This is a genomic window from Streptomyces sp. NPDC060194, from assembly GCF_042728285.1.
In the GTDB taxonomy this organism is placed as follows: domain Bacteria; phylum Actinomycetota; class Actinomycetes; order Streptomycetales; family Streptomycetaceae; genus Streptomyces.
In genome coordinates this window covers 1-16519 of record NZ_JBHWZH010000125.1, presented here as the reverse complement: position 1 = coordinate 16519, position 16519 = coordinate 1, and the positions used below count along the sequence as shown (strand labels likewise).

The 16519-nt window shown below is 75.0% G+C and carries 16 protein-coding genes and 3 pseudogenes; 9 read left to right on the top strand and 10 right to left on the bottom strand.

Annotated features, from left to right (window positions below; genetic code table 11):
- Positions 1-1512: pseudogene (locus ACFWEG_RS23025) on the top strand (hypothetical protein); the annotation flags it as partial.
- Positions 1513-1655: 143 nt separating this feature from the next.
- Complete coding sequence (locus ACFWEG_RS23020; protein ID WP_387218254.1) at positions 1656-2096, top strand: macro domain-containing protein; 441 nt, start codon at positions 1656-1658, stop codon at positions 2094-2096.
- Positions 2097-2150: 54 nt separating this feature from the next.
- Here the strand turns inward: ACFWEG_RS23020 and ACFWEG_RS23015 are convergent, their stop codons facing one another.
- Genes ACFWEG_RS23015 through ACFWEG_RS23005 form a run of 3 tightly spaced genes read right to left on the bottom strand, consistent with a single transcriptional unit; the run spans position 2151 to position 3474 of the window.
- Positions 2151-2426, bottom strand: a complete 276-nt coding sequence (locus tag ACFWEG_RS23015; protein WP_387218251.1) for a cold-shock protein — start codon at positions 2424-2426, stop codon at positions 2151-2153.
- Positions 2423-2665, bottom strand: a complete 243-nt coding sequence (locus ACFWEG_RS23010) for a DUF397 domain-containing protein (RefSeq protein ID WP_387218249.1) — start codon at positions 2663-2665, stop codon at positions 2423-2425. The genes ACFWEG_RS23015 and ACFWEG_RS23010 overlap by 4 nt, the downstream gene beginning before the upstream one ends.
- The gene (locus tag ACFWEG_RS23005) at positions 2662-3474 is read right to left on the bottom strand and encodes a Scr1 family TA system antitoxin-like transcriptional regulator (protein ID WP_387218247.1); all 813 of its coding nucleotides are present in this window, start codon (positions 3472-3474) and stop codon (positions 2662-2664) included. Before ACFWEG_RS23005 ends, ACFWEG_RS23010 begins: the two co-directional genes overlap by 4 nt.
- A gap of 78 nt (positions 3475-3552) precedes the next feature.
- Between ACFWEG_RS23005 and ACFWEG_RS23000 the strand changes: the two genes are divergently transcribed.
- From ACFWEG_RS23000 to ACFWEG_RS22990, 3 genes are all read left to right on the top strand, one after another.
- Complete coding sequence (locus ACFWEG_RS23000) at positions 3553-3981, top strand: hypothetical protein (protein WP_387218245.1); 429 nt, start codon at positions 3553-3555, stop codon at positions 3979-3981.
- An 87-nt stretch (positions 3982-4068) separates the two neighbouring features.
- Positions 4069-4734: a pyridoxal 5'-phosphate synthase gene (locus ACFWEG_RS22995; RefSeq protein WP_387218242.1), complete on the top strand. Its 666-nt coding sequence runs from the start codon at positions 4069-4071 to the stop codon at positions 4732-4734.
- A gap of 106 nt (positions 4735-4840) precedes the next feature.
- Entirely contained in the window at positions 4841-6016 is a 1176-nt protein-coding gene (locus ACFWEG_RS22990) for a flavin-containing monooxygenase (protein WP_387218240.1), read from the top strand.
- 8 nt (positions 6017-6024) lie between these two features.
- Here ACFWEG_RS22990 and ACFWEG_RS22985 read toward each other — a convergent pair.
- A pseudogene (locus ACFWEG_RS22985) lies at positions 6025-7332 on the bottom strand (MFS transporter); the annotation flags it as partial.
- A 296-nt stretch (positions 7333-7628) separates the two neighbouring features.
- Between ACFWEG_RS22985 and ACFWEG_RS22980 the strand changes: the two are divergent.
- Positions 7629-8609 carry a helix-turn-helix domain-containing protein gene (locus ACFWEG_RS22980; RefSeq protein ID WP_387218238.1) on the top strand — a complete coding sequence of 327 codons (981 nt, stop codon included), beginning with the start codon at positions 7629-7631 and terminating at the stop codon, positions 8607-8609.
- A gap of 8 nt (positions 8610-8617) precedes the next feature.
- Here ACFWEG_RS22980 and ACFWEG_RS22975 read toward each other — a convergent pair whose 3' ends face one another.
- The 3 genes from ACFWEG_RS22975 to ACFWEG_RS22965 all read right to left on the bottom strand — a co-directional run bounded on the left by ACFWEG_RS22975 (position 8618) and on the right by ACFWEG_RS22965 (position 10656).
- Positions 8618-9166, bottom strand: coding sequence for an ATP-binding protein (locus ACFWEG_RS22975; RefSeq protein WP_387218236.1), 549 nt, complete (start codon positions 9164-9166; stop codon positions 8618-8620).
- A 519-nt stretch (positions 9167-9685) separates the two neighbouring features.
- Complete coding sequence (locus ACFWEG_RS22970) at positions 9686-10204, bottom strand: EF-hand domain-containing protein (RefSeq protein ID WP_387218234.1); 519 nt, start codon at positions 10202-10204, stop codon at positions 9686-9688.
- 77 nt (positions 10205-10281) lie between these two features.
- Positions 10282-10656: an STAS domain-containing protein gene (locus ACFWEG_RS22965; protein ID WP_387218232.1), complete on the bottom strand. Its 375-nt coding sequence runs from the start codon at positions 10654-10656 to the stop codon at positions 10282-10284.
- Positions 10657-10952: 296 nt separating this feature from the next.
- Here ACFWEG_RS22965 and ACFWEG_RS22960 point away from each other — a divergent pair, with 296 nt between their 5' ends.
- Together ACFWEG_RS22960 and ACFWEG_RS22955 are read left to right on the top strand one after the other, a co-directional pair.
- A complete protein-coding gene (locus tag ACFWEG_RS22960; protein WP_387218230.1) occupies positions 10953-11561 on the top strand; it encodes a sigma-70 family RNA polymerase sigma factor in 609 nt (202 codons plus the stop codon).
- Positions 11558-12805: a maleylpyruvate isomerase N-terminal domain-containing protein gene (locus ACFWEG_RS22955; RefSeq protein WP_387218228.1), complete on the top strand. Its 1248-nt coding sequence runs from the start codon at positions 11558-11560 to the stop codon at positions 12803-12805. The genes ACFWEG_RS22960 and ACFWEG_RS22955 overlap by 4 nt, the downstream gene beginning before the upstream one ends.
- Positions 12806-12824: 19 nt before the next feature.
- On the opposite strand, the gene purU is transcribed toward ACFWEG_RS22955, so the two are convergent.
- Both purU and ACFWEG_RS22945 read right to left on the bottom strand, forming a co-directional pair.
- Positions 12825-13730 (bottom strand): formyltetrahydrofolate deformylase, encoded by a 906-nt coding sequence (gene purU / locus ACFWEG_RS22950; protein WP_387218226.1) that lies wholly within the window; start codon positions 13728-13730, stop codon positions 12825-12827.
- A gap of 28 nt (positions 13731-13758) precedes the next feature.
- A complete protein-coding gene (locus ACFWEG_RS22945) occupies positions 13759-14205 on the bottom strand; it encodes a hypothetical protein (protein ID WP_387218257.1) in 447 nt (148 codons plus the stop codon).
- Positions 14206-14390: 185 nt separating this feature from the next.
- Between ACFWEG_RS22945 and ACFWEG_RS22940 the strand changes: the two genes are divergently transcribed.
- Entirely contained in the window at positions 14391-15674 is a 1284-nt protein-coding gene (locus tag ACFWEG_RS22940) for an ABC transporter substrate-binding protein (protein WP_387218223.1), read from the top strand.
- A 21-nt stretch (positions 15675-15695) separates the two neighbouring features.
- Here ACFWEG_RS22940 and ACFWEG_RS22935 read toward each other — a convergent pair.
- A pseudogene (locus tag ACFWEG_RS22935) lies at positions 15696-16519 on the bottom strand (hypothetical protein); the annotation flags it as partial.

The following is a 16519-nucleotide window of genomic DNA, read 5'->3' as shown; positions in this document are numbered from 1 at the left end:
GGCTCCGACACCCGGCGGAGCCGTCCGCCGCAGCGGGCGGTGCCCCCGCGGCCGGTGACGGCGCCGTACGCCGACCCGTCGTCCGCCCCCCGGCCCCCGTGGCCCACGCCGTCGCCGCGCAGGCGCTGGCCCCTCGCGCGGCGCACCGCGGCGGAGGCGGCCGCGCCCGCCCCCTCCCCCGCGTCCGACCCCGACGCCACCAGCGTCGTCCCGCTGACGCCCGCCGGTCGCGGGACCTCGCGCTTCCGACGCCTCGCGCGGCCGTCCGCGCGCCCGCCGCGTCGCTCGGTGGTCAAGGCGATCGTCGGCGCGGGCGTGGCGACGGCGCTGACGGCCGGCGTGACGTTCGCGATCGGGCGCGACGACCACCCGGACTCGTCCGCCGCCGAGTTCCCCGCCGAGGCCGTCTACACGATCGTGGTCGTCGGCGACGGTGCGAACCCCAACCACCAGATCCAGACGAGCGTCGCGCGGCTCGCCGTCGAGGACATGGCCGCCCGGTCGCCGGGCCTGCCGGCGATCGAGGTCCTCGGCATCGACCAGCCGTCCGCCTTCCGGTCGCTCGACGGGATGATCGGCTACGACGGGCTGCTCGAGGAACACCCCGAGGTGATCGCCGTCATCGGCGACCCCGACGCGCTCGGCGACCTGCCGGCGGACACCTATCCCGTCCCCCGCCTGCGCACCTGCGACGCCGTGCAGCGGCCGGTCGCGGAGAACCCGCCGTTCGCCCTCGCGACCACCCCCGCCGACCAGGCCGCCGGTGTCGCGGCGTACCTGAACACGCGGCACGACGTGCGCCGGCTGCTGGTCATGGGCGACGGACCCGCCGTGCACACCGACGCGCTGAGCAAGGCGCTGCCGCTGGAGGCGCGCGGGGCGACGGTCGCCGTCGAAAAGGCGCGTCCCGACCGGATCGGGCGGGTCGCCGTCCAGGACGCCCTGGAGAAGCACCGCCCCGACGCGGTCTACCTGAACGTGGCCTCCTCCGACCTCGCGGCGTCGGCGACCGCGCTGGACCGGGCCGGTTTCGCGAAGCCGGTCGTCGGTGCGCCCGACACCGAGCGGGGCTGCGCGCGGTACGCCGGTGCGGCGGACGAGGGGGCCGTCCCGGACGGCGTGCTCCGGGTCCGGAGCGTGTCCCGCGGGCTGGTGCGCGCGGAGTGCGAGGCGCCCCTGTCCCCCGAACTCTGCAAGCGCGTCGCGGCCGACCGCCCGGCCTACGACTTCCCCGACGGCCTGGGCACCCTGGAGGAGTACCAGGCCGCCACGGCCGTCGCCACCGCCCTGCGCGACCTGCGCGCCGACACCCCGCCGGAGAACCCCCTCCCCGTCGAGATCGTCCGCGAGGAACTCCAGTCCCGCCTCGCCGACGTCGAGGTCCCCGACCTCACCGGCTCCCTCTCCTTCGACCCCACCCGCCAGCCCTCCTCCCACCCCGTCTGGATCGAGCAGCGCAAGGCAGGCGGCTGGCGCACCCTGGGCACGACGGCGGCGCTCGTCGGGCAGTGAGCGAGGGGACACCGGCCGGCGGGCGGATCCACCGGCCGCGCGCCTCACCGGCACGCCGCGCGTCACACGCCTCGCCCCGCGCGACGCGCGGTGTCAGACCCTCCTGGTAGACCTGTCCGCAGGACTTCGAGGGGAGCGGGCGGGTGATCGTCGAGGCGAGGGGGGACCTGGCGCGGGGCGGCGCGCAGGGGCTGGTCAATCCGGTCAACACCGTCGGGGTGATGGGGAAGGGCCTGGCGCTGCAGTTCAAGCGCGCCCACCCGGAGGTGTTCGCGGCGTACGCGACCGCGTGCGCGGAGGGGAGGGTGCGGGCGGGGCGCGTCCTGCCGGTCGCGCTGCCGCACGGCCGCTGGGTGCTGCACTTCCCGACCAAGCGGCACTGGCGCGACGCGTCCCGGATCGAGGACGTCCGCGACGGCCTCGACGACCTCGTGCGCGTCGTCGGCGAGCTGGAGCTGTCCAGCCTCGCCGTCCCCGCGCTCGGCTGCGGGCTCGGCGGACTGCCCTGGCCCGACGTGCGCGCCCTCGTCACCGAGAAGCTGGGGCCGCTGCGGGCGGAGGTCCGGCTCTACGGCTCGCGGTGAGCCGCGGACGCGGGGACGGCACCGGTGGCCGTTCGCGTGCTGCCGCGCAGGGCGTCAGGCGGTCGGCCACACCTGGAGGGCGCGGTGGGGGTAGCCGTCCTGGTGGACGGCCTCCACGGTGAAGGTGACCGCCTGCCCCGGGGCGAGTTCGCGGAAGCCGTCCACGACGAGCACGGAGTAGTGGGCCCAGACGCCCTCCGGCAGGGCGTCCGTGGTCAGGACGCCCCAGCCCTCCTCGCCGTGCCACTCCCGCACGCGGCCGCTGTGCACCGGCCGGGACGCGGCCCGCCGCGCGTCCGCGGTGCGTTTCGCCGCGGACCGGCGCGTCATGCGCTCACCGCGAGGGCGACGAACGCGGACCAGGTGGCGGCGGCGACGGTGAGCGTGCGCGCGCTCGGCGCGAGCTTGGAGTCCCGGACGTGCACGGCGTCGTCCGGACCGTGGGCGATCACTATGCATGCCTCGCCCTCATCGTTGCTGTAAGAGGACTTGTGCCACGTAAGTGCAACGTCGTCGCGGGAGCGCCCGTCGCTGGTGGTGCCTTCAGGGCGGGCCGATCCAGCGGTCATAGTTTGCTCGCGATCCTTTCGATGAGGTCAACTGACTCGGCCGGGTTCAGAGCCTGAGCTCGCAGGGTGCCAAAGCGCTCCATGAGGACAGCGACCTCGTCCGGTCTCGACAACAACGTACCGCCGAGCTGCCGGTCGGCGTATACGAGATTCTTGCCTGTGGACGTGGTCAGGAGCTGCATCGCTCCGCCCATCGATACGTGACGCTCGACGTGCGTGGGCATCACTTGCATCACGAGGTGGGGCATGGCACGGATGCATTCCAAAATGTGGCCCAACGTCTTGCGGTGCTGGCTCACGCCGCCCAACGGGCGCTCGAAGACGGCCTGTTCCACGACGAATCCGACGATGGGAAGGGGCTGACGGCGGAGGACGGCCTGGCGGTCGAGTCGGGCCTGCACGAAGCGCTCGACCTCCTCCTCATGGTGCGCCGGAACTCGCATGCCGAAGAGCTCACGCGCATAGCCCTCGGGCTGGAGAAGTCCCGGTACGAGCATGCACTCGTAGGCGCTGATTGCCATCGCGTCGGCCTCGAGCCGGGCCCACCCCTGAAACTGGGGCGGATACTTCTCCGCATCCATCAACTCCGCGCACGCCTCGACCGCTCCGAACGCGTTCAGCACCCGATCCGCCTCGGTGAGGTACTCACGCGACGGAATGCGCTCGGCGCGCTCGTACGCCCCCTGGAGCGACTCCGACACGAGCAGCCGATCGGCCAGCTGCCGCTGCGTCAGCCCCGCGCTCCGGCGGAACGCCTTGATCAGCTCGCCCGTGTGCCGCCGCGCGGCCGAAGGACCGTCTCCGCTCACAACCGTTCTCCCCACAACGCACCGATGTGGACCTCGCCCCCCTGGTAACGCTACGCAATCGCGTCGACACTCGTACCCATGACGAGCGAAGACCTCCCCGACTGGGTGCCTGCCCGCGGGCACCAACTCCGCCTCGCAGGCATCCACTTCGACGCGATCCGCGTCCGGGGCGTACGGGGCGAGGCCGTGCTGCACCACCTCGCCGCGCTGACGGAGGGCCGGCCGGGCCCCGTCGTGCGGGAGGTGCACGGCGGCCGGTGGACGTACTTCCTGCTCGCCCCGGGCGCGAGCGCGGGCCACGACTGGCCGCCGGGGGCGACGTGCTTCGGCCCGGCGGCGCGGGACCTGTACGTCGGGATCCCCGCCGCGCACGGCGAGACGTACCCGCTGAGCTGGCGCTGCGGCCCGCCCCGGGAGGGCCAGTTCGTGGACGCGGCGCTGCTGCATCGCGTGGTGCTCGCGCAGCTCTGCCACGACGCGACCCTGCCGCCCCTCGCCCTGCCCTGAGCCGGGCCCCGCCCGCGCGCGGCCCGCGCGGAACCGGATGCGCGCCCGGTGCGCGCGATCCACCGCTCCCCGCGCGAGAATCGGCGCATGGATCACGACGCCTTCACCGACCTGCTCCGTGCCCAGCGCGTCTGGGACGTCGAGCTGCCGGAGTTCGACCCGGCGAACGCGCCGGAGGACCCGCTGCCGCTGTTCCGCGCGTGGTTCGCGGCCGCGGTGGAGGCGGGGCAACCCGAGCCGCACGCCATGCAGTTGGCGACGGCGGACGCGGCGGGCGGGCCGGACGTGCGGACGCTGCTGCTGCACGACGCGGACGACCGCGGGTGGCACTTCGCGACGCACGTGACCAGCGCGAAGGGCCGCCAGCTGACCGCGGACCCGCGCGCGGCGCTGCACTTCTACTGGCCCGCGCTCGGCCGCCAGGTGCGGCTGCGCGGGCGGGTGGCCGCGCTGCCCCCGGAGGTCGCGCAGGCCGGCCTGCACGCCCGCTCGACCGGCGCGCTCGCCGCCGCGCTGACCGGCACCCAGAGCGCCCCGCTCGCCTCCGTCGACGAGCTCGCGGAGGCCTCCGCGGCGGCCTGGGACCGCGCCGAACGCGCCCACGACACCGACGCGCCCACCTGGACCGCGTACGTCCTCGCCCCCGAGGAGGCCGAGTTCTTCCAGGGCGAGGCCCACCGCCGCCACCTGCGCCTCCACTACCGCCGCACCCCCGACGGCACCGGCTGGACCCGCGGCCTGCTCTGGCCGTAGCGCCCCGGCGGGGGCCCGAACCACCCGCCGCACGTGATCAATTCGCAACCGCATCGGCACGCTCGCGCGCCCCGCGCGGAGGGTCGCGTCCGTACGCTCCCGTGCCATGGCACCCTCCCCGCGCGTGAACGACGAACGGCCCGTGTACGTGATCGGCGCCGGGCCCGGTGGGCTCGCCGTGGCGTACGCGCTGCGGAAGCGGGGGGTGCGGACGGTCGTCCTGGAGAAGGGGGCCGGCGTCGGGTCGTCGTGGCGCAGGCACTACGACCGGCTGCGGCTGCACACCACGCGGCGGCTCTCCGCGCTGCCGGGGCTCGCGATACCGCGCAGGTTCGGGCGGTGGGTGAGGCGGGACGACGTGGTCCGGTACCTGGAGAAGTACGCCGAGCACCACGACATCGAGGTCGTGACCGGCGTCGAGGTGACGCGCGTCGAGCGGCTCGCCGACGGCGCGGCCGGCGCGGCCGGCGGCGGCTGGCTGCTGCACGCGACGGGCGGGCGCAGGCTGACGGGGCGCGCGGTGGTCGTCGCGACCGGCTTCAACCACACGCCGAAGGTGCCCGAATGGCCCGGACGGGACACCTTCCGGGGCGAGTTGCTGCACGCGTCGGAGTACCGCAACCCGGGGCCGTACGCCGACCGCGACGTGCTCGTCGTCGGCGTCGGGAACACCGGCGCGGAGATCGCCGCGGACCTCGCCGACGGCGGGGCCGCGCGGGTCCGGCTCGCGGTGCGGACGCCGCCGTACATCCTGCGCCGCTCGACGCTGGGCTGGCCGTCGCAGCGCACCGGCATTCTCGTCCGGCGGCTGCCCGTCGCGCTCGTCGACCGGCTCGCGGGGCCGGTCAGCCGGCTGAGCACGCCGGACCTCTCCGCGCACGGGCTCCCCCGGCCCACCGGCGGGCTCTACACCCGGGTGCGGCAGGGGGCGATCCCGGTGCAGGACGTCGGGCTCGTCAAGGCGGTCCGCACGGGCCGCGTGCAGGTCGTGCCCGCGGTCTCCGCGCTCGACGGCACCGACGTCGTCCTCGCCTCCGGCGAACGCGTCACCCCGGACGTCGTCATCGCCGCCACGGGCTACCAGCGCGGCCTTTCGGACCTCGTCGGCCACCTCGACGTCCTCGACGCCCGCGGCCGCCCCCGCACCCACGGCCGCCGCCCCCTCCCCTCCGCCCCCGGCCTCTTCTTCACCGGCTTCACCAACCCCATCAGCGGCATGTTCCGCGAACTCGCCCTCGACGCGAACCGCATCGCCAAACGCATCGCCTCCGGCCGCGCCTGACCCCCACGCCCCCGCTCCCCCGCGGCTCCGGCCGGCCGGGCCCGGAGGACGAGTGCCATCAGGGCTGCCGCCGCGCAGAGTGCGCCGGAGGCGTACCAGACGACGTCGTAGGCGCCGAAGACGTCGCGGGCCCAGCCGCCGAGGAAGGCGACGAGGGCGGCGCCGAGCTGGTGGGAGGCGAGGACCCAGCCGAAGACGACGGCGGAGTCGTCGCCGTAGTGCTCGCGGCACAGGGCGATGGTGGGCGGGACGGTGGCGACCCAGTCGAGGCCGTAGAAGACGATGAAGAACAGCATCGGGGGGCGGACGGTCGGGGCCATCAGCATCGGCAGGAAGAGGAGCGAGATCCCTCGCAGGGCGTAGTAGGTGGCGAGGAGCCGGCGGGAGTCGAAGCGGTCGGTGAGCCAGCCGGAGAAGACGGTGCCGACGATGTCGAAGACGCCGATCACGGCGAGGAGCGACGCGGCGGCGGTGAGCGGCATGCCGTGGCCGTGCGCGTCGGGGATGAAGTGGGTCTTCATGATGCCGTTCGTGGACGCCCCGCAGATCGCGAACGTGCCCGCGAGCAGCCAGAACGGGCCGGTGCGGGCCGCCCGGAGCAGCACGGCCACCGCGCGGCGGGCCGCGCCGGGGACGGGCGCGGGCTTCTCGGCGTACGTCCCGCCGTACGGGGCGAGGCCGACGTCCGCGGGGTGGTCGCGCAGCAGCAGCCAGACGAACGGGACGACGGCGAGCGCGGTCAGCGCGACGGTGATCGCGGCGGGCCGCCAGCCGTGGGCGTCGACGAGGTACGACAGCAGCGGCAGGAACACGAGTTGGCCCGACGCGCCGGCCGCGGTCAGGACGCCGGTCACCAGGCCCCGGCGGGCCGTGAACCAGCGGTTGGTGACGGTCGCGGCGAACGCGAGCGCCATCGATCCGCTGCCGAGGCCGACGAGCACGCCCCAGTAGAGGACGAGCTGCCAGGCCGCGGTCATCGTGACCGTCGCGGTGGTGCCGACGGCGATGACCGTCAGCGCGCAGGCGACGACGCGGCGGATCCCGAAGCGGTCCATGAGCGCGGCGGCGAACGGGGCGGTCAGCCCGTACAGCGCGAGGTTGACGGACACGGCCGCGCCGATCGTGCCCCTCGACCAGTCGAACTCCCGGTGCAGGGGGTCGACGAGGAGCCCGGGCAGGGAGGCGAAGCCGGCCGCGCCGATGATGGTCACGAAGGCGACGGCGGCGACGGTCCAGGCACGGTGGACTCTTCGGGCGCGGTCGCGCGGGGGCGTCGCCCCGTCCGGGGCGGTGGGTTCAGCGGCGGTCCGTGTCACGGGGCCAGCGTCGCCGAGAAGCCCGGGCGTGATCCAGTGGCCCGACGGCCACGGGTCGTCAGGATCGGGCCACTGGCGGCGGGTGTCGCAGGCCGGACAGGGCCGTGGCTCCGGTCCGGCGTTGCGGGGGCCCTGCGCCGAACGGCTCGAACCGCCCGGGCTCCCGACCCCCGCGCGATCAGGGGCGCCCCTCGCCGGGCCGGATGTCTCCGCGGCCGGGAATGACCGCGCCCGTCCCGGACTTGTCGCCTACGCGTCCCGCCACCGCGCGGCGCACACCAGGGAGAGGACCGCCGATGCCCGCACCGCCCCGCGCCCACCGCGTCGTGGTGCTCGCGCTCGACGGGGTGGTCCCGTTCGAACTCGGCATCCCCGCGCGGATCTTCGGGCTGACCCGCACCGCCGGCGGGGATCCCCTGTACGAGGTGCTGACCTGCGCGCTCGCCCCCGGACGGGTGCGGACGCAGGCGGACTTCGAGGTGCACGTCGAGCACGGCGCGCAGGCGCTGGCGACGGCGGACACCGTGGTGGTGCCGGCCGGGTACGACCACCCGTCGCTCTTCGAGGAGGGTGTGCTCCCCGCCGAACTGGCACGGGCGCTGGCGCACATCAGGCCCGGGACCCGGCTGATGTCGATCTGCACCGGCAGCTTCGTCCTCGGCGCGGCCGGGTTCCTGGACGGGCGGCGGGCCACGACGCACTGGTCGCGCACGGACCTCATGCAGCGGCTGTACCCCCAGGTCCGCGTCGACCCGGACGTGCTCTACGTGGACGACGGCGACGTGCTGACGTCGGCGGGGGTCGCGGCCGGGATCGACCTCTGCCTGCACGTGGTGCGCAGGGACCACGGCAGCGCGGTCGCGAACGACATCGCGCGCCGGACGGTGGTGCCCCCGCACCGCGACGGGGGTCAGGCCCAGTACGTCAGCCGACCCGTCCCCGAGCCGTCCGCGGCGACCACGACCGCGGCGCGCGCCTGGGCGCTGACCCGGCTGCACGAGCCGCTGCGGCTGCGGGACCTCGCCGAGCTGGAGTCGATGTCGGTGCGGACGTTCACCCGCCGCTTCCGCGAGGAGACGGGGATGAGCCCGGGGCGGTGGATCGCGCGACAGCGGGTGGAGCGGGCGCGGCACCTGCTGGAGTCGTCGGAGCTGTCCGTCGACCAAGTGGCGCGGGACGCCGGGTTCGGGACGGCGGCGTCGTTGCGGCAGCACTTCCAGGCGGCGACGGGGGTCGCGCCGACCGCGTACCGCAGGACGTTCCGGGCGGTGGGGTGAGGGCGGCGTCAGGAGTAGGCGGTGCGGCCTCCGTAGAGGCCGGGGGCGGAGGGGAGGGCGCCGGGGGACTCGGGGACCTCGAAGATGTCGGCGGCGGAGTACGAGCCGTAGACCGCGAGCAGCGCGGCCTCGTCGTCCTCCGCGGTACAGGCCCCCGGCGTCCGGTCGAGTTCGCACCAGATCCGCTTGCCGGCCCCCTCGGGCTGCCAGCCCCAGCGGTCGGCGAGGCCGTCGACCAGTTCCAGGCCGCGGCCGTTGGTGTCGTCGCCCTGGGCGTGCCGCGGGCGGGGCGGCCGCGAGCTGGCGTCGGCGACCTCGACGCGGACGGCCGCGGACTCGTCGTCGGCCGCGGGCATCCGGATGCGCAGCACGGCCGGACAGCCGGTGTGGACGACCGCGTTCGTCACCAGCTCGGAGATCAGCAGCAGGAGCGTGTCGGCCAGCGGCTCGTCGGCACCTATGCCCGACCCGGCGAGCCGGGAACGCGCCCACCTGCGGGCCCGCCCCACCTCCGCGGGATCCGGGCCTACCTGCAGCTCAACCTGAAGCACCTGCACCGCTCACACCATCCGAACCGGCGGACACATCGCCTCGCGCCTCGGGAGGATCACGGAAAGTGACCCTCGGTTGACACAGCATGATTGACGTTGCGTCACCCCAACAAGCGCTTCAGGCATATTCCAGCGCGAAGGAGTACTCGTCCTGCATACTGTGCGACGCACATCGCGGGGGATCGAACATCGGGGCGCGGACCGCCCCGACCGGGCACGGGTGGCGGGCGTACCCGGCTCCGGGGCCGCCGCGGGGGCCGCTCCGGAACGATCGCGCCTCTCAACCACTCGCATCCCAAGGAGCGTACCGGAGGCGCGCGCCGACTCCGCGCCGTGACGGCGGGCGCACCGCGCGCGCTCCCGCGCCGACGCTCGGTAGTCGCCCCGGTACGCGCAAGGCCGGTCGCAACCGATCGCCCCGGCACCCGATCCGGGCGCGCCGCGACACCCGGCGGGCGCGCGCGCCACCGGATCCGGACGTACGTTCCGCCGCCCCGCCGCGCGTCAGGGCGCGGGGGCCGCACGCTACGCGTCGGGCTCGGCGGTCGTGCAGTAGGCGGCGAAGGCGGCGACGATCGCGTCCTCGGCGATCCGGCCGTCGCCGTCCTCGGCGAGCTCGGCCGCGGCGGTCCGGCAGGCCTCGGGCTCGACGCCGAGGGCACGCAGGGCCCGCTCGGCCGCGGCCGGGGCGACCCCGCCGCCGTCCTCGTCGGCCACCGCGGCGACCGCGCGCAGGAACGGGCGGGCGATCTCGGCGAACCGCTGCGGGTTGTCCCGCAGGCGCTTGACGGCCCCGGTGACGAACTCGGTGCGGGTGACCCGCTGGTCGCCGTCGACGTCGGCGATCCCGGCCATGCCCTGCCAGAAGGCCTCGGCCCCGTCGTAGAGCGCCTGCCCCTTGTCGGAGCGGGCCTTGACGGAGAACTCGGCGAGGACCGCCTTGGCGGCCGCGCTGAAGTCGGCGCGGTCGATGTACCCGTTGCCGTCCTGGTCGAAGATCGCGAAGCGGGCCGCGATCGTGCGCTCGTACTCGACGCTGTCCATGGGTGTGGATCGTAGTCCCCTCGGTGGACGATCGGTTGATCGGATGAACGGGTCGGATCGACGGGTCGGCGGCCCGCTCACGCCGACAGCGGTTCGGCACTCTCGTCGAGGGCCGACTCCGCGTCCGGGTAGACGTCGAAGAGCCGGCGGACGCCGAGCGCCGCGAGCACGCGGTTGACGTGGCTGCCGTCCTCGGCGCCGCGCGCGGGCAGGATCAGCCGCATCCGACCCTGGCAGGAGCGCAGCAGCCGGCGGGTGGCGATCAGGACGCCGACCCCGCTGGAGTCGACGAACATCACGTCCGACAGGTCGAGGACGACGTCGTGCCGCCCGTCGGCCACGGCGTCGTGCACCTGCTGCCGGACGACGGGCGACGACACCAGGTCCATCTCGCCGGTCACCCGGAGCACCGCCCACCCGTCCTGATCGCTCTCCGTCACGTGCAACGTCACGCGTCACGCCTCGCTCTCGGATGATCCGGAAGTGGTCGTTCCTCATCGCGGCTGCCCGAGCCGCTCCCCCATGAAACACCCCGGTCGTCGGCGCATTCACACCGATAACGGGGCGAATCCTCCATCGTACGCCCCTTCGATCACACAACGCTCACACGTCGGCTGCACACGGTGAGCGGCCCTCTACCATGTGCTGTCCGCGGCAGTCAGGACGTTGCCGCAAAGACACCCGCACATCCCGGCCGCCGCACTACATTCGGAGGACGGGGCACGGGCACGAAGGCGTAAGGGGGCTCATGGCCAGGGACGCGGCACCCCGCTGGGACCGCAAGATGCAGCAGCGCCTGGCGTACGGGGAGGCGGCCGCGCTCGGCGAGCTCTACGACCGGTTCGCGCCGCTCGTCCACAGCATCGCCAACCGGGTGCTCGGCGACGAGGAGGCCGCCGACCGGATCACCCGGGACGTCTTCGGCCACGTCTGGGAGCACGCCGACGCCTTCGACCCCAAGCACGGCCCGTTGCGCACCTGGCTGGCCACCCTCGCCCACCAGCGGTCCGTCGGCGCCCTGCGCGAGACGGAGTCGCGCGCGCTGGAGGCCGCGGGCGGACCCGCGGCCCGCGAGGAGCTGGAGTTGCGGGTGCGGCGGGCGTCGATCGCCGCCCGCGCCGACTTCATCGTCCACGCGATGCCCGCGCCGCTGCGGGACGCGCTGCGGCTCGCGCACTTCCAGCGCCGCGACTACCGGCAGACGGCCGAGGCGCTCGGCGTCACCGAGCTGGAGGCCCGGCGCCGGCTGCGGCTCGGCCTGCAGCTGCTGGCCACCGCCCGCACCCACTCCCCCGCCGACCCCGACAGCGTCGGGCCGGCCCACGCCGACCCCTCCCCCTACGGACGGACCCCGTGACCGGCCCGGAACGCTCCCCCGAGGACTCCCCCCTGATACCGCCGCCGCGCGTCTCGGTGGAGAACTCCGGCGCCCCCCTGCCCGACGCGGAACCCGGCGGCGCGCCCGCCGCCGTCCCCCCGCCCGCCGCGCCGCCGCCCGTGCTCGACCACACCGCCCTGAAGTCGCTGCTCGGGGTGTGGGCGCTGAAGGCGTGCGGCGAGGACGAGGCCGAGGCGGTGGAGCTGCACCTCGGGGAGTGCGGGCCGTGCGCGGACGAGGCGCTGCGGCTGTACGACGCGGTGGCGCTGCTGCAGCCGGACGAGTCGCTCGACCTGGACCCGTCGCTGCGCTCCCGCGTCCTCGCCGGGTGCCTGGAGCGGCGGCCCGCCCGCGTGCCGCTGCCCGAGTGGGCCGTCCCGTACGACACGGAGGCCGCCCGGCTCGACGCGCTGCTGCGGGACCTCAAGGAGGACGACTGGGACGCCCCGGTCCGGCTGCGCTGGTTCGACGGCGTGGCGCCGGCCGGCCGGGAGACGACGGTGGGCGGGGTGATCGGCCACCTGATGACCGTCGACGGCCTGGTCGCCACCGCGCTCGGCCTGGACGACCCGATCGGGGAGGGCGCACGCGAGGGCTACGACCCGGCCTCCCGCACCGAGGAGTACTGGGCCAGCACCCGTTTCGCCACCGGCGACCTGGTGCACCGGCCGTGGCGGGAGCAGGCCTGGACGATGCTGCGGTCGGTGTCCTTCGCGACCCCCGGCACGGCCCGGCTCGGCGTCGACTACGGCCCCTTCACCCTGTCGCTGCAGGACGCGTTCGTGGAACGCGCCTTCGAGTGCTGGATCCACGCGGGCGACATCGCCGCCGCGGTGGACTACCCCTACGGGCCGCCGGCCGGACCCCATCTGCAGCGGATGGTGGAGCTGGCCACCCGGCTGCTGCCCGTCTCGCTGGCCGCCCGCCGGCAGGCCGGGCTCGCGGAGCCCGCGCAGGGCCTGGTCGCGGCGGGGAAGGCGGGCCGGAGCCTGCGGCTGAACGTCGAGGGCTCGGGCGGCGGCAGCTGGTACATCGCCCTGGACTCACCGGGCGCGGTCGGCTCGGCGGACCACGTGGTGGCCCAGGTCGCCATGGAGGACGTCGAGTTCTGCCGCCTCGCCGCGGGCCACGTCCCGCCCCAGGAGGCGGCCGTGGGCCAGGACGGCGACCGGAGCGCGATCCGCGACGTCCTCTTCGCGACGGCGTCGCTGTCCCGGCTGTAGGGCCGCGGGACCGGGCGCCCTAGGCGAAGACGACCGTGCGGGCGCCGTTGAGCAGCACCCGGTGCTCGCTGTGCCACTTCACCGCGCGGGCCAGCGCCTGGCACTCGACGTCGCGGCCGACGGCGACGAGCTGCTCGGGGGTGACCTCGTGGCCGACCCGCTCGACCTCCTGCTCGATGATCGGGCCCTCGTCGAGGTCGGCGGTCACGTAGTGCGCGGTCGCCCCGATCAGCTTCACCCCGCGGGTGTGCGCCTGGTGGTAGGGCTTGGCGCCCTTGAACGACGGCAGGAAGGAGTGGTGGATGTTGATGATCCGCCCGCTGAGCCGCTTGCAGAAGTCGTCGGAGAGCACCTGCATGTAGCGGGCCAGGACGACCAGTTCGACGCCCTCGGCCTCGACCAGCTCCAGGACCTTCGCCTCCGCCTCCGCCTTCGTCTCCCGGGTCACCGGCACGTGGTGGAACGGCACCCCGTTGGACTCCGCCAGCTCGCGGAAGTCCGGGTGGTTGGAGACGACGGCCGCGATGTCGACCGGCAGCGCGCCGCTGCGGGCGCGGAACAGCAGGTCGTTCAGGCAGTGCCCGAACTTCGACACCATGAGCACGACCCGCATCCGCCGCCCGGCGTCGTGCAGCTGCCAGTCCATCCGGAACGCGTCGCCGACCGCCGCGAAGCTCGCCCGCAGCTTCCCGACGTCGAGCCCGTCGGCCGAGAAGTGCACCCGCATGAAGAACAGCCCGGTGTCGTGGTCACCGAACTGCTGGCTGTCCTCGATGTTGCACCCGGTCATGAACAGGAAGCTCGACACGGCGTGCACGATGCCCTGCTTGTCGGGGCAGGACAGGGTCAGCACGTACTGGTCGGGGCGGGCGTCCGGGGCGGGCTGCGCGGCGGAGGACGGTACGGCGGGCTGTGCGGCGGTCATCCCCGCAGGATGCCACAGCCGGGCCCGGTCAGGCCGCGCCGGTCAGGATGCGGATGAGGTCCAGCGTGCGCGGCGCGGTGTCCGGATCGTCCCCGTCCGCCGTCGCGAGGCGCACATGGGCCTCGCGAGCCGCGCGGACCGCCTCCGGCCAGCCGTGGTGCTCCAGGTAGACGGTCACGGGCGCGTCCGCGCCCACCTGGTGCATGATCCGCAGGACCCGGAGCACGGCGGTGTCGACGAGCGACGCCTCCACCGGGTCGCGGAATATCGTGCCCACGTATTTCTCCGCCGACCAGTGGTCGAGCCAGGTGTCCTCCACCAGGCGGTAGACGGCGTCGGTCACGTCCCCGTACGCGGGATCGCCGGCGAGCCAGCGGTCCTGCTGGAACGCCTCGTCCGAGAGCATGTGCAGCGCGGAGCGCACCTGGGCGCGCCAGCGCCACCACGGCATGTCGTTGAGCGGCATGGCGCCCATGGTGGACGAGCCGCGGCCCCGACGGGAAGACTTCTCCGAACCCTGCACGATCGCCGATCGTACGTTCCCCGCCGCCGGCGGCCGGAGACGGGCCCCGCCACGGCGTCCGCCGTTCACCCAGGCGTCACCGCACGTTGACTCCGGGTCATCGCACGGTTGACGCGGACGCGGCAGCGTCACGCGCCATGACCCTCTCTCCCGGGCGTCTCCTGCGCCCCTTCGCCACCGCCCTCACCGCCGGACTCCTCGCGGGCTGCGGCATCGTCCCCGGCACCGGCGACGACACCCCGCCGGTGACCGTCATGACCTGGGCGCCGTGGAAGACCCGCACGACCGACATGGCCGGGATGCCCGCCCTCGCGTCGGCCTACGCGCGGGCCGTCAACGCCGACGGCGGGCTCGCGGGGCACGAGCTGCGGGTCCTGACCTGCAACGAGCGCGACACGAGCATCGGGGCCGGCCGCTGCGCCCGCCGGGCCGTCGCCGAGGGCGCGGTGGCGGTCGTCGGCTCCTACGGCCGGCACGCGGACACCGCGCTGCCGATCCTGGAGACGGCGGGAATCCCGTACATCGGCGGGTACGGGCTGACGTCGGCGGAGTTCGCGGGCGCCTTCACCTACCCGGTGCACGCCGGGCAGGCCGCGCTGCTCGCCGGCAGCGGGCTGCAGCTGGCGAAGGAGTGCGGCCGGGTCGCGCTCGTCCGGCCGGACACCCTCGCGGGCGACGCGCTGCCGCCGCTGATCGACGCCGGGCTCGCGACGGCCGGCCGCCCGCGCGCCACCGACGTCAAGGCGCCCGAGGACGGCAGCGGCTTCGACACCGAGGCCGGCGCGGCCCTCGCCGCGGTCGGCACGGGCACGGCGGCCGGCGGGGGCGAGGAGGACGGCGGGGGCTGCGTGATGGCCGCCCTGGGGGCGCGCACGGACTCGTTCTTCGACTCCTTCCGCCGGCTGCGGACCCCGGGCCGCCCGGTGGTCGTCGCCTCCGTCCTCGGCAGCGTCGGGCAGTCGGTCGTGAACCGCTCCGGCGGCGGCTCCGGGCTCTTCGAGGGGGCGTTCGTCACCGGCTGGTACCCGGTGGCGAGCGACCGCCGCTGGGACCCCATGCGCAAGGTCATCAGCGAGCACGCCTTCGGCGACAACCGCATCGACCCGGCCGACGCGGGCCCGCAGACCACGTGGATCGCCTACGAGGTGCTGCGCCAGGCGGTCGGTGCGGCCGGCGGCGGCGAGATCACCGCGGAGAAGCTCGTCCGGGTCCTCGACGGCGGCCTGAAGGTCGACACCGGCGGTCTGACCCCGCTGCTCGACTGGTCCTACGACGGGCTGAAGACGTTCGGGCCCTACCTCAGGGTGGGCAACGCGCACGTCACCTTCCAGCGGGTGCGCGACGGCGAGCTCGTCGCGTCCGGCGAGCGGGACTTCGTCGACGTCACCGCGCCCTTGGACCGCGCCCGCGTCGGGGAGTGAGCGCGGTCCTCCGGGGAGCGCCTACAGCTCCTCCTTGGTGTGGGTCGTCAGCCCGTGCTCCTTGGCGATCATGTTCCAGAGGTAGGCGGCCCGCTCCTTGGCCTGCGTGGCCCGGCCGCTCGCCGCCTCCGCCTGCGCGGTCTGCGGGGTGTTGCGGGCCTTGCCCTTCTTGCAGCCCCGCTTGCCGGCCATCTGGTCGGCCCAGGCGGCGTAGTGGTTGTCCGCTTCGGCCGACGCCTGCCAGGCCTTGCGCAGCGAGGCCTTGAGGTCGACGTTGCTGGGGAGCTTGCCGATCTCGACGCCGTCGAGGCGGGTGACCAGGGAGTTGCGCTCGCCGGCCGCCGCGCGCAGGTCCTTCGCCGCGGTCCCGAGGTCCTGGCACGCCCGGATCTTGCCGACGGAGGCGATCACGGAGGCGCGGCTGTCGTTGCTGTCGAGCAGGAGCGCGTCCAGCTCGGCGGCCTGGCCCTTCGCCACCGGGTCCCCGGACGGCGACGCCGAGGCGGAGCCGCTGGGGGCGGGCGCGGCGGGGGCCGAGGCGGAGACGGGCGCCTGGTCGTCCTGACCGCCGTCGTCGTCGCCGCCGGTGCTGAGCAGCGCGCCGGCGCCCACGCCGACCACGGCGATGGCGATGCCGACCGCGGCGAACATCGGCAGCCGGGACGGGGCGCGGCGGCCGCGCCCGGTGTCCTGCTCCTCGTCGCGGGAGGCGTCGAAGGCGGGGATGAGCCGCCCGGAGGCGTCGGGTCCGGCCGGGCGGGCGGAGCCGCGGGCGGCGGCCCGGGCCTGCAGGCGGGCCTCGGCGCGGGTGCCGGGGCGGGGCGCGGCGGCGGCTCCCCCGGGCC

Bases quoted from the DNA above. Each gene is read 5' to 3' on its own strand.
- ACFWEG_RS22970 (WP_387218234.1), bottom strand. From the start codon at position 10,204: ATGGACAGCGTCGAGTACGAGCGCACGATCGCGGCCCGCTTCGCGATC.
- ACFWEG_RS23015 (WP_387218251.1), bottom strand. From the start codon at position 2,426: ATGACGCGCCGGTCCGCGGCGAAACGCACCGCGGACGCGCGGCGGGCC.
- ACFWEG_RS22945 (WP_387218257.1), bottom strand. From the start codon at position 14,205: ATGGGCGCCATGCCGCTCAACGACATGCCGTGGTGGCGCTGGCGCGCC.
- ACFWEG_RS23010 (WP_387218249.1), bottom strand. From the start codon at position 2,665: ATGACCGCTGGATCGGCCCGCCCTGAAGGCACCACCAGCGACGGGCGC.
- ACFWEG_RS23000 (WP_387218245.1), top strand. From the start codon at position 3,553: ATGACGAGCGAAGACCTCCCCGACTGGGTGCCTGCCCGCGGGCACCAA.
- ACFWEG_RS22940 (WP_387218223.1), top strand. From the start codon at position 14,391: ATGACCCTCTCTCCCGGGCGTCTCCTGCGCCCCTTCGCCACCGCCCTC.
- ACFWEG_RS22980 (WP_387218238.1), top strand. From the start codon at position 7,629: ATGCCCGCACCGCCCCGCGCCCACCGCGTCGTGGTGCTCGCGCTCGAC.
- ACFWEG_RS22960 (WP_387218230.1), top strand. From the start codon at position 10,953: ATGGCCAGGGACGCGGCACCCCGCTGGGACCGCAAGATGCAGCAGCGC.
- purU (WP_387218226.1), bottom strand. From the start codon at position 13,730: ATGACCGCCGCACAGCCCGCCGTACCGTCCTCCGCCGCGCAGCCCGCC.
- ACFWEG_RS22990 (WP_387218240.1), top strand. From the start codon at position 4,841: ATGGCACCCTCCCCGCGCGTGAACGACGAACGGCCCGTGTACGTGATC.
- ACFWEG_RS22995 (WP_387218242.1), top strand. From the start codon at position 4,069: ATGGATCACGACGCCTTCACCGACCTGCTCCGTGCCCAGCGCGTCTGG.